Below are 14,947 nucleotides of genomic sequence, written 5' to 3'. Positions count from 1 at the left end.
CAAAATTTTTCTGTATCAGCTAGATCGCGGATAGCTTTCCAAGTTCGTATTTGAGCAGTTGCAACCCTCCATCTGCTTTTTCCTGACTGCTAAATATCGCTGTGGCGATCGCAATCAACCCATCCCGTGCGAGCCTGTCGCGGTTGCTGGTAAACCAGGAATGCGCCTCCTCGCTGAGTAGGGGTGAATCCGCTTCGATCAGAAGTATTCGCAGACCCAGCTGCTCTAGTTCCTGCCGACGAACCGGGGCAAAATGCACGCCAAATGTCATACAATGCATCCGCACCCGCTTTTTAGCTTGAGCAAGCGCATCAAGCCTTAACTTTGTCGCTTGTCGATACTGCTCAGGGGTGAAACTACAAGCGTCATCGGCTGACTCTCCCGCAGCAGGTTGTTGTTCTGAGAGCATGTCAACCCCGGAAGTAGTAGAGAAAGCAGAGATATTACTCGTCTGTTCCACTAACGGGAAAGGCGCTGTGGTATCACCGGATACGGAAGAGGGATTTGCAGCTTTGTAATCGACGCTGCTATCAGCTGTAAAAACATCCTCTAAAACAGTTGGTGTAGACTGTGTTTCCAGCATTGATAAGGGTGGCTTATTGTTAGAAAACGTCGTGCCGGAGTTGCAGAGATATTGGATTTGCTGATCAATTGATTCTTGATGAAAAATTGTCTGTTGATCAGAAGCTTTCAACTGATTTGCAATTTCTTTTGCTGGAGGCAAACACACAACCTTCATATAGGGGGGGAGCGTGTAAATCGTTGACACACAAGGCTGAACTTCTTGTCCGACAAAGGTTTCTTCTTCCTCTCCTCCTGCCCACGGGTCAGGAAGTTGGGGGTATTTTTCCGGCAGTTGGCAGGCTGAAAATGCCACAGCATCGCTATTTACACCCGTTTCTTCCCCTGTGGATTCATGCAAGGGATGCCAGAGTGATAAGTAATCTGGTTTATGGAGTGTTGTCTGGGACACTCCTACCCCGTACCGCTCTTTGGATGCTGTAATGATCGCCCTGGCGCGATCACTGGCCGATGCAGGAAATCTCCCCTCCCCTTTCAACGCCATCACGACAGAACAAACACGGGCTAGGGTTTCAGCATGGCGTTGGTGGTTAGGCGAAAACACAACAACATTATTAGCAGCCTGGGCGCGATCGCCTAACAAATCTTGGTAAGTACCCAAGCGGTTCGGGATAGAGGCATAGGGACTGTAGAAGTTCTCACAGCTTCGCGCCCACTCCGTTGCCCGTTGACGGATTTCATGCTGGTGGCGGCAGAACTGGTGATAGCCAGTGGCTGCTTCAGCAGTGGCAACAACATAATCGACCAGCGGTTCCCCTAGCAGGTGGCGAAAGACAATACCGTAGCAGGCAATGTCCTTCAAAAGCGCATTGGTTTGGTGAAAGTCTGTCCACCCCTGCCGGAAACGTTCTTCCAGGTGCTGCTTCCAGCAACGTGGCAGATTGCTAGTCTGCCCTCTGGTAAATAGTCGTTGTACTTGATTCTTTGCCTCGGCGACGCTCGCGTGCAAGGCAACATAATCCTGCCCCTCCGCTGACCAGTCGGCAGCATCGAGAAAATCTTCCAAGCTGGCACTGCAAGGCTGGTATGTGCTGTCCAGCAAGAAGGAACCATCCTGGAGAGGCAGACGATGGGCATTGAAGTTCGTCGGCTTACCCTTGCCATAGGGCTTGGCGTTGGGGAACAGTTCCAACTGTCCTCCCTGGAGTTTCATTCCTGCACTCCGCAATGCGAAAGTAACGGCACAGGCTAGAGAGAAGGAATTCAGTTTTTCCCGGAAGAAATAATAAACGTGGATGCCACCGCTCACACTGGACTGTACGAGGATCGGTCGCACCAAGCCAATTTCCTCCAGTACAGTCAGAACAGCTTTGAAGTTCTCCAGGCTGTTGGCAGAATGGTACTGGCTGCCGATATCGATGTCTTGGAGCAGGTAGTTGGTTTCTGTACCGAATCGTAATCCCAGCAAAATATCCGGGTTCTGGTACAAGCTCCACAGATTGCGTGGTTGCAAGGGGTAACGGGTTTCGGTCTGCCATGCTGGGCGCTCTCCCGTCTGGGGCGTGGGTGCATGGATGAAGCCCCAGGGATGCTGAAAATAGTGGAGGAACCGTTGTCCTAAAGCACTATTCGGGGAGAGTCCATCGCTACAGGTCTGTAGCCGATCGTGAGTTTGTGCTGAAACAATGCTCATTTTTCTCCTGAAAAAATTCTGTTTCAGCAGCAGGAAAATTTGTTGTGTAATAACCATGTGCTATCATGAGGGCACTTGTTCGGTTGATAGGCACGATGGAATATCGCGGACTTTAGTAAAGACCGTGCTGCTTCCTACTGCATATTTCGTTAATTTGGTTTGATGCTAAGAAAAGCCTGTAGACTGACAGGTTTTCAGCCGACAATAAAATCCAGGAAGTTCGATGCTAGTCGAATTTCCCTGTATAAAAACTTGAGCAATGACATAAACCCCAAAAACTTTCTTTTGGGGTTTGTTTATTTTAGTGAAGCCTTTCTGGTAACAAACTCTTGGGTTTAGTTGGTTCCTGGAATTGCCGCACGATGATAGTGGGGATAATCCTTGCCCGTTGGCAGAATAACGATTGACTCCTGCCACAAGACCATGTTGCAGCAAAGCTCAAGGTGGTAACGGCTATCCCCAACCAGAATGTTGAGACGATAAGGTTGTCAATCTGTACCCCAGGACTGTTGTTGCGGCTATCTTCCAGTGTTTGGATTTCCAGCAGCAGAGCGATCGCCTTGGTTATATCGTCAATAGGCTTATTGTCCCGAACACGACGAAACAGTTCAGCTTTAAGATATTTGAGCTTATCCTCATCAGACACCAGCCCTGATACAACACTTTCATGGTGATGCTGCCTTATCTTTGGGGCAATCTGTCTCAGAAATGTATCTAGTGTGGTCAAGCCTGTTTCCAAATACTGCCTGACATTCATACGACTTCCTCCTGTACTTCCTTCAACAGTTCTGATTGATTGCCTGCTGTATTGAATGCAGGCTCAAGGCAACTGTGATCGCACCTTGTTAGGGTGTGGTATTGTCCAAAAACTCCTTAATCTGTGGCAGGCTCGCAAGGTTGCCATCGTCAAAATTCTCAATCAGCCAACGAAATAACGTTTTGCCATGCCGCGAATAGGAGCGTGTCGGATGCTCCCTCCCCTCGCGGCATTTCAGGTCTTCGCGGATAATATCCCGCGCTTTCTTACCACCCCTCGCGGACGCGGACACGGACGCAAAAAATGTCTCTGGTGTCATTTCAGGGAAATATTCCCGTACCAACCGGACTGTCCAGACAATACCGGACTGTTTGTGCTGACCAGAAGACATCACTTCACCACTGTCCGGCTCAACTTCGGACACCTCTTCCTGTCCGCCTTGTCCGTCGGACACTTCACGCTTGTTCATCGGACTGTCCGAGGGTAATTGCCAGTTTTGCTCCAGCCAGCGAGCAGCTTTCTGCCACAAGTCTGACGGCTTTTCGCCCTCTTCTGGCGGTGGTTCTAGTGGGGTCAGCGGGGAACCACAGGCAAAGCAAAACCGACAATCTGGTGGGTTTGGGACGGAACAGGCTGGACAGAGGACAGGGTGGGTGTTGCTGCTGTCCGGTGGTACGGGTTTGGGGTTTGGGTGGTCTGTTTCAGCCTGGTTGAACAGGGTGTAGACATATTCCGGTCTGATCCAGTCCTCACGAATCGTAATTGGCTGATCTTCAATCAGTTTGCCGTCTTCATCTTTCAAGCCACTGATAAAACCACGAAATAATGGTTCATAGTCCAGTCCAGCGGTGTTTGACACCAGCATCAGCCGGATGAGTCCCCTGTCCCGTGCGCCAGACACCCCTTCTGCTCCTCCCAGCGCTGATAGGGTGTCGTCATGTCCTATGAGAATAGGTGCTTCCTTGCTTTTGCGAGGAGCCGTCAAGACTTTCTTAAGCAGATTACCTGCTGGTTTTTTTGACCCGTCATAGTCGCCATACATTGTCACTTCGTCAAAGATGCTGGTGAGCCAACCATCTTCTTCTGTGCGCTGACTGCATCGGTCATAAAAATCCCGAATCCCCTGCCCTACTGCGTAATAATCTTCATGTGCCCCTAACCCATCAACCCCCAGCGCCACGAGATATTTCCAGGCTTTCTTGCTATTTTGATGGAAATGTGGGTCGGTAATCGTTGTCAGTTCGTGTCCCAAGAGATAATGACGGCATAGGGCAAGGAAGGCGGCAAAATAACTTTTATAGCTGCCCATGTCGCCATAGATAAGGATGGGGCGTTGCAGTATCTGTTTAATCCAGCCGCCTTCGTGCTTCTCAATCAATCGCCATAGTTTTTTCTTCGCGTCCTCCTGCCCTAGCTGTTTTGCCTGTGGCTGGGGATTAACTTTATTTTTTGGGTTTGTCACCTCATCGAGAGACTGTCCGGTAAGGGCTGGCTGCTCATCACCCCTCCCCTGTCCTGTTTCCTCCTGCAAGGCAGGTAATTGAGGATGGTGTAATTGTTCTTCCAGCCGTGCCAGTTGTCGGCGGGTCATCCCCGTGAAGGCTTCCCGCAACAACAGTTCTGCTTCTGCCAGATTCCACGCCAGTCCTTCGGCAAACAAACCGGAAGCACCCTGTTTCTGTTCGCGGTACTGCTTTTCATGAAATTCCAGGTCAATGGTTGCTTCAAGGTCAAGTTTAGGTTGCTCGTTTTCCATCACTTGCAGCAACCAGTATGCACCCAGGAAACTGATGCCGCAGAATGCAGCCAGGATACGGCGCAAGCCAGCATGTCCGCCTCGGTTTCGATAGGCTTGCAACATCCAGCCTTTAAATCGGGCTTCAGCAGTAACGTCCAAAAATCGTTTGGTAGAAGCACTGCTGAAAATATTCTTGGCTTGCTCTGCCTTCAGTCCAACCCCATAGGCAAAGGTTTCCCAGCTTGTTTGAGCATCTTCGGATAACCTGGTCAGATCGCTCTGGAAAATTAATGGCTGCTGTCTGCCCTTTCTACGTCGGCGCTGTCGCTGCGCTTGTTGCCGCTGTGCTAATTCCTCTACTCTCCTTTGTGCCTGTTGCTGAAAATTATCAAAAATTCTGGCATCCACAATGTCGGTGCGGCGGCACTGGGTATTGGGCAGGCAGTATTCGGTGATGGGATGAAAATTCAGGTCATATCCGCCAATTGCCCCAATGCCCGAAAAGACTCCAGCAGTTATTAATATTGTTGTTGCCAATCCGCGCTGCTGCTGGAGTTGCATGGTATCACCTCCTTTTCATCAATAAGCTCCGCCACCGACCATCCCGAACAGCGTGGCGACACTACCTGCGATCGCCTCACCGCGTCCGTCCCCATCCTGCCGGGAAAGCAGAGCAACGACCGTGCCAGCCCTCAATCCTCCTATTAGTAGCCATGCCCACAGGCGATTATCGTTGTCCCGTGACCACAGGGAAATGTTGAGAGAAATCGCAAACCAGACGGCGGTAGCTATCCCGGTTTTCATGATCTTCAACCGTTGGAGTCGGGTACTGGCTTTCTGCTGCTTCTCCTCCTCATCAGGAAGAAGAGCCGCGTAGCTGTTGAAATCACGCTGTTTGCCAAACATACGCTTTACCCAATTCCAAACACACGAAGAATGCCAAAACCTTGACCGCGTTGGCGGGTGCGATCTACCGCTCCAAACCCTTTACTGAGAAGCAGTCGGCGCTTGGCTCTCTCTTCTGCTTCCGTTTTGCGGAAGTCACGCTCCTGCATGGCGGTATCATTACTCGTATCGATTTCATCTTCCCGTGCCGTGAGATCGGCTTGTAGTAACAACAATTTATTTTTGGATTTCCGCGCTTCTAGCGACAGTTCACCGTACTGCTGGGATTCCAGATACCCTAGTTCGTTTTGATACTGGGCGGTCATCAGGTGGACGCTGTGTTCATGCTTTTTGCCTGCCAGCAGGACATCTTTCAGGTACTTGTTTATTTGATCCTTCGACTTTAGCCCCTTGGTAATGATTTCCTTCAAATGGAATTCAATCTGGGCAACGTCTTCAAAAATTTGTTCCAGATGCTGCGCGGCATAGTGCAGCACCTCTTTTTGCTCAGAAATCCAGGCTCTGGTGTCTGCCAGATGGGCTACATCTTCCACTTTCAAGCCACCCTGCGCCAGTTGCCCCAGAATATCTTGCCCGGTATAGCGCTGGATGTGCTGTCGTGCTACCTTCGCCCCGGATGTTTCCATCAGGGCAAGGCGGGTTTTTGTTCTCGCTCCTTTCTGCCGTGTTGCCATGTTCGTTCCCTTCCCTTTCGTGGTGAGATGCTATCAGATACCGCTATTGGCATCTGACGAGTCTTAACCGATTAAGTATTTTGGCTTATCGACTGTTGAAGTTCCGCAATTTGTCGATGACAGCATCCGTTCGGTCTAGTGCGCTCTGGCAGACATGATGCGCCTGCTCTGAGGCTTGTAGCCGATCTGATTTCTGCCAGAGTTGCATCATGAGAAACGCCATCATCAGCACTAGCGGTACGGTGAGATTCAGGTTGTTAGTGCTATTACTGCTACGCTCCTTGTCCTGCGTCATCACCTAGTCCTCATGTCCCCTCAGTACCCAGCTTGCCGTTGTCGTTCGCCCAGTTCCAGGCGGCGGACACTGCTGCTTGTTGCTCAGGTGTGCGTTCGGTAGGATTGTCTGAAGTTCCTGCTACTGAATCGGTGGCAATCACCTCGGTGGCAGGCTGTACGAGATGGTGGGGCATTCCCATGTCGGTAAATGCCTCCACAGTGGTCTCATACAAACTTTTATCCAGGAGTTGCCGTGCCATCATGCTGCCTCCTTTTTTGTCAGGAGATGGTCATGGTGCAGCTGTGCCGTGAGGGCTTCCAGCAGACTTTCAATCCTTGTCTTATCGAGCATGGCGATCTGTTCGAGGTACTCGCACAGGTGCGGTTCCTCTTGCCACAAGGCAGGATAGGTTTGGTCAATGGCTTCCAGGATTAAGGTTTCCGGCGGCGATGCTAGGGCAGATTCACATATCTCCAGCTGGTACAGGTAGTTTGCCAGCACGGCGCGGAATGCCAGTTTGGTTAAACGCTCCATTTTTTCAAACCGTGCGCCGTACTCTTCGATCAAGTCATCAAAAATTAAATCTTCTTCGCTCGATAGCTGGCTGCCTGTCGAACCAAGTCCGTAATATCCAAGGGGCTGGCTACCAAATCTGTAATGCTCTCCTGGATACAAATTCTGTGTCATCATAAAGCGTACTCCCTTGTTGTCGTCATACCTCATGTGGAGTCAGCAGCGCCTGCATGTTTTGCCTACAATCCAGGCGTTGTCTGTTTTACGGTTGTGTTTCCCTGACAAAGCTGATGACATTACGGTTGGTGAAAAATTCCTGTAACCCATAGGTAAGCTCATCCAATGCCTGAATAGCATCTCCCAGCCGCAAATCCGGGTGAAACTGCCCTGATTGCACCAGTGCCAGCACTTCCGGCGTACCTGCCACGAGGTTAATCTGCTGGCGGATGTCAGCAATTTGTTTCAAAATGGCAGGTTGCGATGTTTGCGTTGCAAGAGTGGTTGTCATCGTTTCTCCTGTAGTAATGAATTTGCAAGAGGGTAAAACTGTAATGTTCTGATTCTTCGGGTTCTCGGTAGTAGAAAACCGTCCTTTAGTTTTTCTGATGAGTATCGGATCGCCTGCCCTTTTAAGCAGCCTCCTGCTCGTAAAGGTCGCTCAATGCTGCATCAAAACTGAAATCTTCTGGCGTGAGAGAGTGTGACACCGGGGTTGAGGATTTCTGCGGCGACACGATCGCAAGATTGCGGACGGAGCCAGACAACAGCCCGATTGCCCAGTCCAATAAAGTACTGAAAGGAATTTTCCTAACGACTCCCTGTGCTAACTTATGCTCGTACAAAAGCCGATTGACGAGAGTGCTGTAGTCTACTGCCGTAAGAGTGCCAGGAGACTTGTGGAGTACCCTGTCAGCATGAGTCTTGAGATAAGCTTCGATATCGTAGTCAAGCCGGACACGGCGATTTTCTGCCATTTTATTTTCCTCGCTCTAACCGTCCTTGTGCCATTCGTTGTAATCCAATAGCATTCGCCCAACAGGCTTCGGGGACAGGGGTAATGCCTGCCTTCTCGAATTTCTCCTGGGCGAAGGGCAGTACCGCACCACCACCCCATGCAATCAGGCTTTGGGCTGCGTCGCCCCATTCCTCGACTTCTGCCAAGGCTAATCGAATGCGATCGCCCAGCCAGGTATGCAAATGGCGGGTGTAGAGGTGCTGTAAACTAAAACCCCGCGTGCCATATTTGAAACTGCGGTCTTCAATGGCTTGGCGGATGAGTTCGATATTGGCAGATTTTCCGGTACCAAGGAGTTTCACCAGTTCCACATCGGAGGCGATCGCCTCCAGTAAATCGACGCATCCCCCCACTGCCAACACGTTACGATGGATGATTTTACCTTGGGGGGCAAAGACGGTGGGAATCACCGTGGAGGTGCCAAAGTCCAGGGCGATGACGTGTCCCGCAATGTCAATCAGGGGGTCGGGTTTGTAGGCAGCACAAAAGGAATAACTGCCCGCCCCTTCGGGAACCACAAGGGAGACGGTGAGAGAAACCTGGGTTTTGGGCTTGTCCCGTCCACCAAACAGCACGGTATGGCTGCCACTGGTTTTGCTGGTGACGAGTTCGCGGAATACCTGGGTGTTGTGGCTGGACAGCACCAGGTGCAGGTTCCAGGTGTCTTGATGAGGTAAGGTTGCCAGTGCCCCCAATATCATGTGCAGGACGTATTCGGCTTTAAGCGCGGGGTTGTCGCTGAGTTTGATATGACTGGTGGGGGCTTTCCAGGCGGCAAGGCTGCCGGTGAGGAATTCGCGCCCTTTTAAATCGGGGCGATCGCCGTCGTCGTAGATGAAATGTCCGCCTTCGGGGGAGGTGAGTTCGTCGTGAAGTTCGCCCCCGATTTCGACGATTTTGGCGGGGGTACGGACGCGGTGTTGTCCGGTGCCGATGGCGAGTTTGAGTAAGCCAGCGCCTGTATCAACTCCGGTGGCGATAATTGAGATGGGCAAAGCGTTTGCAGCTTTCTTTGACTGCATTAAGAGCATGGTTGTACCTCCTGATTGTTTGGAATTCTTTAAATTGGCTAAAACACGCCAAATAGTAATGTGATGCTCTCAGTCTGAATCTGACTGGTTTAGGTCATTAGCGAGATACTATGACTATAGCGGACTAATCCGCTAATCCGCTAAAAAGTTACTTTTCTTAATAAATTTATCGCCATAATAGCTATCTAATGGCTAATAGCGGTGTAGTGGACTGGCGGTGTGCAGATTATAGTAATAAGGTAGTAGCACCCGCTTGGCATGGAAAAAGAAGAAAAAGTATATCTTCGGACGCGCATCCCGAAAGAGATTCACCGCGAATTTAAAAAAGCCTCGATTGACGATGGGCGCACAATGGAAGATATTGCTGCCGATTTGATTCAAGACTGGCTTGATGAGCGAAATATATCCCAAGAAAATGTCTCAAATCGCAACTATGACCTTGCCGCTACTACGTTTTTGACCATGCTGGCAAATGGCATTCGCCCATCCGATTCAGAGCTTCAGGAGGTAGCACACGCCACCAACATTGAAATAGAACTACTATATCTGCTGTGCGATAAACTATTCAACGATATACCCATAGCAGAAACAAATGAAGGCTGATGTGGGGATATCGATCTGCTAACTCACAAGGAGGGGTGGGATTTATCAATGTTCGGAGTAACCCCGTATATCCTGTGCCACCATGCCAAAAATTCTGCCCAATATGACCGAAATCAACGCATATTACAAAGATGCGAAACGTCGCTTTAAACTAGCCTGCACGGTGATCGACAAAACCATACCTGAAGTGATGGTCGAACTGCTTGAAACCTGGCTGGAAGAGCAAGAGCAACGCAATCAGAAACCCGATAAAAAATGAAATTTATTTGATTTTAGTGTTGGCAGTCTTTTTTCAAATTGTCTACTTGCCCTGATGTATATTTCTCAGGAACAAAAATATAACCATAAGCAGAACACTCATATAATTCCACAACCTTGGCTATTTCAAATTTATCTCCAACAGATACTTGTGTTCGTTCTCCATTAGAAAATTTGAATTTTTCCTTATTGGCACCTTCTATTTCTATTTTTGGCAAAGTCTCATGCAATTTTTGACGCTTTAGCATCAACTTATTTGATGAAGCTACTTTGGGTAAGGCTGTAGCCAAAGCTTTTGCAGCGTCATAAGCAACCACTGTACGCTCACTAATTTCTCTAATATTCCATAGACTTTTAAATTCCTTAACAAAAGGCGAATTAGGAAGTATGGTTTCAGACTGATAAATAGAAATAAACAAATTTTTAGCATCATTTCCTATAAGAAGTGTATCAATGCTAGAGAGGGTATTAGACCCTAATATCAAATGTTCACCACGATTAGCCTTAATTAGCTTTATAGCGTTGGGCAAGCTGTATATGCTAGTCCCTCCATCTGGAATAACAATAAATGCTACATCGTTTTTATTTTTAAATTTTTCAATAGATATATTAGCCTGAAATAATGGATCGGATAGAAGAAAATATTTATCATCAAATCCTTTGTTGATTTTTTCTATGCCGGTTGAACTCAAAGACTCATCAATATTACTATTAAAATCATCACTATAAATACTTTTTCTGTTGTAAAATATCACAAATTTTTTATATCTTTTTTCCCTTAAGAAACTGGCAAGAGCAGATGTATATTTTGAAAGAGGTGGGACTGTACGGTAAAAAAAATTATAATTCGTATTTCGAGACAGCTTTGTATAAGTGGTGCCAGGAGAAATATATACTAATTTTTCTGCTTCGTAAATTTTACTTGCTTCTAATGTTGCATCACTAGTATAATGACCAATTACTGCTAATATATCTTGTTTTACTAAATACCGTGCAACTGCTTTAGCCCTATTTATATCGTTTCCATCATTGACTATTAAAATTTTAAGACCTTTATTAAACTTTTTGTTCTCTTTATTAAAAGAATCCTGTACTTGAGCAACCCCTCTTAAAATATCTAATGAAACTTCTAAATTTGTTACAGGAATAATAACAGCAATTGTATCAAATTCAATGTTTGTATTACTATTAAGATTCGCATTATTAAGATATATCAATGTTTCAGGATCATGAGGCTGTTTTGTTCTGGCTTTATCAAATTCGTCAGCAGCACCTCCAAAGTTGCCAGCAGAATAGTTTTTCATTCCTTCTTGTTTACTATTTATAATCCCCCCTGAAAATAGAGTTTTTTCCCCGTAACTCATATGTTTTTTGATATCTGCATCGTTATTATTTTGATCAGATGTAACGTTAATTGGTTCCAAAGTTTTTTTGGGATTGAATATTTGGTTTAATGAAAGGGAAAATATTATTAGAATTAATATCAATACTATTATTTTTATAAAATTAGGAACCAATCTTATAAAATAATTTATCTTATTCTTTGCAAAATAAAATATTACCCAAGGAGAGACAGATGAACCTTCGTGTATCTGTTGATAACGAAGTTGTCGCTGGTGAATTCTTTGCACTATTATGTTTATATCATTTTCTAGGCTCCTCCTTCGACGTGGATCACGTTCACAGCGCAGCTGCTCCTCTAGTTGACTCAAATCTTCACGATCTTTATTATTTTCTTCTCTCATATATTCATCAAACCAACTCATAGATTACCTTCTTTGCAATTTAGCTATCAATAATTGCCAAGCTGACTTGATGTTAAACCCACTTCCCAATTCAATTTCACCTTCGTATTCCACAAGCGTAGGAATAATAGGCAACGTAATTTTTAATTTATGCCTAACATCTAACTCAGGGTTTTTAATAATTTCAGCAATCCCTGCCTGACTCAGAGGTAAAGAAGGCAGACGTTCTTCCAGAACTGCCAACATCTGCTGCATCTCCGGTTCCGAAACCATATTGCTATCCAGTGCCTGTAGTAAATTTTCTGTCAAAACTAATTGCGTCTGGTTGAGTTGCTGGGTAATAGAGCCAATAATAACTTTCTCGGAAGTGTTGTAGCGTTCCAACAGCGCTTGACGCATTTGATGCTGATTTTTATAAATTGCGATCTGCCCTTTTAGCAAAACGTTGATTTTTTCATCCATCTGCTGTAACTGCTTATCCACATACAGCAATTGGGTTGGTTGATAATCTTTTATTTTCTGCTTTAGCTCGCTATACTCCTGCTGATATCGAGTAACAAACTCTTGCTGCCGTTCAATTTCTTTTTCACACCTACCTAAAGCACGAGGATCAGTTTCATAGCGCAGCAATGCCTCGTATTGCTTTAGTAGTCTTTGGTCTTCAGTAATATTATTTACTAAATCTTGTAGTCTCTTCTCGTAAAAACTAACTATTTCCATAGGTTTTTATTCCTAGTTCCTGGAATCAATACGGAGCTAAGTTCAAATATTGACAAAATTAAATCATTTAACCGAAACAATCTATCTCTGTTTCGATTATTACTAGAAGTAACCTGATATATCTGTAATTTTTACTATTTGAGAGAAAATTTAGGCAATAAGCATCGTTTATCCATCAAACTCAAAATTCTAGTTAGTATGATAATAGACAATATTTTGAAAATTGTGTGCCAATACTGGTGAATATTTTCATTTTAATGTTAATTTCCATCTCAATACGGGAAAAATACTAGTGCATACAACATGCTTAAATTATTCTTCCTTTATAGAAATTAAAATGACTATAAAATGGAGACTGAACCGCTTAATGGCAGAGCGGCGTATTTCAGGAAAAGACTTAGCAAAAGAAATCAACGTCCATCCAAACACCATCTATCGGCTCCGCCAAACTGACGAAATGCCATCGATAGACGGAAATATGTTGGAAAAGCTGTGCAATGCTTTAGAATGCGAGCTAACTGACCTAATTGAACGTGCGCCGAATGGTAATGCAGCAGCTAGCCATTGAAGGTAAAAATTTTTCTGATAACTGTCAAACCTTATCGGTCAAACTATTTACCACTACTTTGTCGTTAAAAGTCTCAAATAACTGGAGCTATGTTTTCAAGCCGCAGCAACCACTGGTTAAAATGCTGACATTCCTGACGTATGGTATCCAGCCCGATATCAATAGCAAGCACCGAACCATGTAGTGGTTTGTCGTATCCATCGCAACAATTGCGAATGCGTTTTGATGGGGCTGTTAGGGGATTATCATTAATATGCTCCGGTGAAGGAAAGGCGTTACGCTGGGCTTGCAAAATACTGACTACACTGGCATCGAACCACGCAGCAAATGCTTGTGGCTGACTGTAAAGTAGCCCCTCAAACTCGTGAACCAGCAAATTCGGGATAAAATTCTTGTGACCGATATCTTTGCCCATTTCCCCCTCAAGATATTCAGCCTTCTGAAACGGGTCACTGGTTTTTGGCAGAGAACTGCTTCCTGGAAAATCATTAGGCAAGCCGTACAGATCAAACATTGTGGTGACGAAGGCTGTTCTGTCTTCAAGGCACTTGCGATTTAATTGCGGCTTGATTTTGGCGTAACTCACCACACCCCCCTTCCCCGTTGAACTGGTTTTCACCAGAATAGGATTGAGGTATATGTTTTTCTCCTGAAAATACCCGTAGAGCAGTTCCCTGATAAACGTCTCTTCGGTTTGTCCTTCAACGAAAACATTCACTCGGATCATCGTGAAGGTCTCCCGCCCAGGACGTTCTTCTTCCAAAGCTCGCCCAGGCTATAGTCCTCAAGCCACTCCTGCAAATCGTGCTTATCTAGCCTGCGAAGTAATGTTTTCCCTTTATCCCGGTCTACAACAATCACATCATTTGCATCAAATTCGTTAAGCAGTTCCACGGATTGGGTTGAAACAATCACCTGTTTAGAGGTGGTACGTATCAATGATGCCAGGACAGTAATAGCATACGGATGCAGACCCAGTTCTGGCTCATCCACCAAAATTGTTTCAGGCTGAAGCTCTTCTGGTTGCAGAAAAACAGTTGCCAGACACATGAAACGCAGCGTGCCATCTGAAAGCAGATGTGCCTTGAACGGGATATCCTGTCCCCGCTCGAACCATTCCAGTTCAATAACCTCCTTGTTTTGTGGCGAAGGACGCAGATAAAAATCTCCAAAGAACGGGGCAACAAGTCGGACAGTTTTGACGATTTTTTGATAGGATGCCGGGTAGCTGTCACGCAACAGATACAGAAAGGATGCAAGATTACGGGCATCAGAGCGCAGGTAAGCATTGTCATTAATACCATGCGGCTGTTTTATATACGCACTGTCGCTGGTGTCATGAAAATGATACACTCGCCACTGCTGCATGGCTGACAAAACGTACTCGTCAATTCTCGTCCCTGTGCCAGTGAAAGCCTCTGTCTCAAAATGCCCCCTACCTATTTCATATTCACCGCTCACGTTCCACCAGAAGGACTCAGAAGCGAACATCAGGCGATTATCTTGAGTTGGTTCAAGTGTAGCGAAGTATCCATTATTGCCAAAGTATAACTGAAACTCCAGTTGTTCCGTTGTCTTACGTCCAAAATGCAATAACGCATCAGGGCTACCTTGGCGACTGACAAAAACTTGTAGGTTCTCCTCAAGCAACTGTCCAACCATACGGAAGAAGCCGATAAAATTGGATTTTCCCGCCCCGTTAGCGCCAATCAAAACATTCAGTCTGGAGAGTTCAAAGTCGCACTGGGCGATAGACTTGAAACCTTTTAAAACTATTCTCGACAGTTGTTTGTCATTGGTCGTTCCCGTCATGAATAGTCTCCCGATAGACAGGCTTTTTATCTGCTGGTTTCATTTTATTTGCTAACTTAGCTGAGAAAAGCATTTTTTGCTTTTTGAGCTGCTCCCCCGGAGCGGGTACTGCTAT

18 protein-coding genes are annotated in these 14,947 nt (G+C 46.3%); 3 read left to right on the top strand and 15 right to left on the bottom strand.

The features are described from left to right. Positions 1-19 precede the first annotated feature (19 nt). From RMY63_RS20055 to RMY63_RS20005, 11 genes are all read right to left on the bottom strand, one after another. On the bottom strand, positions 20-2,215 hold the full coding sequence (locus RMY63_RS20055; protein WP_322730390.1) for a hypothetical protein: 2,196 nt from the start codon (positions 2,213-2,215) through the stop codon (positions 20-22). Positions 2,216-2,516: 301 nt separating this feature from the next. Next, positions 2,517-2,972 carry a hypothetical protein gene (locus tag RMY63_RS20050; protein ID WP_322730389.1) on the bottom strand — a complete coding sequence of 152 codons (456 nt, stop codon included), beginning with the start codon at positions 2,970-2,972 and terminating at the stop codon, positions 2,517-2,519. Positions 2,973-3,060: 88 nt separating this feature from the next. Next, on the bottom strand, positions 3,061-5,271 hold the full coding sequence (locus RMY63_RS20045; RefSeq protein WP_322730388.1) for a zinc ribbon domain-containing protein: 2,211 nt from the start codon (positions 5,269-5,271) through the stop codon (positions 3,061-3,063). An 18-nt stretch (positions 5,272-5,289) separates the two neighbouring features. Further along, complete coding sequence (locus RMY63_RS20040) at positions 5,290-5,514, bottom strand: hypothetical protein (protein WP_322730387.1); 225 nt, start codon at positions 5,512-5,514, stop codon at positions 5,290-5,292. A gap of 107 nt (positions 5,515-5,621) precedes the next feature. Further along, the gene (locus RMY63_RS20035) at positions 5,622-6,290 is read right to left on the bottom strand and encodes a hypothetical protein (RefSeq protein WP_322730386.1); all 669 of its coding nucleotides are present in this window, start codon (positions 6,288-6,290) and stop codon (positions 5,622-5,624) included. An 85-nt stretch (positions 6,291-6,375) separates the two neighbouring features. Beyond that, positions 6,376-6,585 (bottom strand): hypothetical protein, encoded by a 210-nt coding sequence (locus tag RMY63_RS20030; RefSeq protein ID WP_322730385.1) that lies wholly within the window; start codon positions 6,583-6,585, stop codon positions 6,376-6,378. Between the two features lie 10 nt (positions 6,586-6,595). Beyond that, on the bottom strand, positions 6,596-6,760 hold the full coding sequence (locus RMY63_RS20025; protein WP_322730384.1) for a hypothetical protein: 165 nt from the start codon (positions 6,758-6,760) through the stop codon (positions 6,596-6,598). Between the two features lie 65 nt (positions 6,761-6,825). Next, positions 6,826-7,257 carry a hypothetical protein gene (locus RMY63_RS20020; protein WP_322730383.1) on the bottom strand — a complete coding sequence of 144 codons (432 nt, stop codon included), beginning with the start codon at positions 7,255-7,257 and terminating at the stop codon, positions 6,826-6,828. Between the two features lie 85 nt (positions 7,258-7,342). Beyond that, a complete protein-coding gene (locus RMY63_RS20015) occupies positions 7,343-7,588 on the bottom strand; it encodes a hypothetical protein (RefSeq protein WP_322730382.1) in 246 nt (81 codons plus the stop codon). Positions 7,589-7,709: 121 nt separating this feature from the next. After that, on the bottom strand, positions 7,710-8,054 hold the full coding sequence (locus RMY63_RS20010; protein ID WP_322730381.1) for a hypothetical protein: 345 nt from the start codon (positions 8,052-8,054) through the stop codon (positions 7,710-7,712). Between the two features lies 1 nt (position 8,055). Then, positions 8,056-9,126, bottom strand: coding sequence for a hypothetical protein (locus RMY63_RS20005; RefSeq protein WP_322730380.1), 1,071 nt, complete (start codon positions 9,124-9,126; stop codon positions 8,056-8,058). A 258-nt stretch (positions 9,127-9,384) separates the two neighbouring features. On the opposite strand from RMY63_RS20005, the gene RMY63_RS20000 reads away from it, so the two are divergent. Both RMY63_RS20000 and RMY63_RS19995 read left to right on the top strand, forming a co-directional pair. After that, positions 9,385-9,729, top strand: a complete 345-nt coding sequence (locus RMY63_RS20000) for a hypothetical protein (protein WP_322730379.1) — start codon at positions 9,385-9,387, stop codon at positions 9,727-9,729. 82 nt (positions 9,730-9,811) lie between these two features. Then, complete coding sequence (locus tag RMY63_RS19995) at positions 9,812-9,988, top strand: hypothetical protein (protein ID WP_322730378.1); 177 nt, start codon at positions 9,812-9,814, stop codon at positions 9,986-9,988. 13 nt (positions 9,989-10,001) lie between these two features. On the opposite strand, the gene RMY63_RS19990 is transcribed toward RMY63_RS19995, so the two are convergent. After that, complete coding sequence (locus RMY63_RS19990) at positions 10,002-11,753, bottom strand: ABC transporter substrate-binding protein (RefSeq protein WP_322730377.1); 1,752 nt, start codon at positions 11,751-11,753, stop codon at positions 10,002-10,004. 3 nt (positions 11,754-11,756) lie between these two features. Then, complete coding sequence (locus tag RMY63_RS19985) at positions 11,757-12,452, bottom strand: hypothetical protein (protein WP_322730376.1); 696 nt, start codon at positions 12,450-12,452, stop codon at positions 11,757-11,759. 337 nt (positions 12,453-12,789) lie between these two features. On the opposite strand from RMY63_RS19985, the gene RMY63_RS19980 reads away from it, so the two are divergent. Further along, complete coding sequence (locus RMY63_RS19980; RefSeq protein WP_322730375.1) at positions 12,790-13,020, top strand: helix-turn-helix transcriptional regulator; 231 nt, start codon at positions 12,790-12,792, stop codon at positions 13,018-13,020. A gap of 73 nt (positions 13,021-13,093) precedes the next feature. Here the strand turns inward: RMY63_RS19980 and RMY63_RS19975 are convergent, their stop codons facing one another. Both RMY63_RS19975 and RMY63_RS19970 read right to left on the bottom strand, forming a co-directional pair. Further along, a complete protein-coding gene (locus tag RMY63_RS19975) occupies positions 13,094-13,747 on the bottom strand; it encodes a DUF4276 family protein (protein ID WP_322730374.1) in 654 nt (217 codons plus the stop codon). Continuing rightward, a complete protein-coding gene (locus RMY63_RS19970) occupies positions 13,744-14,832 on the bottom strand; it encodes an AAA family ATPase (RefSeq protein ID WP_322730373.1) in 1,089 nt (362 codons plus the stop codon). The genes RMY63_RS19975 and RMY63_RS19970 overlap by 4 nt, the downstream gene beginning before the upstream one ends. Between the last annotated feature and the right edge of the window lie 115 nt (positions 14,833-14,947).

The organism is Nostoc sp. ChiQUE01b, from assembly GCF_034531255.1.
In the GTDB taxonomy this organism is placed as follows: Bacteria; Cyanobacteriota; Cyanobacteriia; order Cyanobacteriales; family Nostocaceae; genus Nostoc.
The sequence above is the reverse complement of the archived record's forward strand: the minus strand, read 5'-3'. Positions and strand labels throughout refer to the sequence as shown.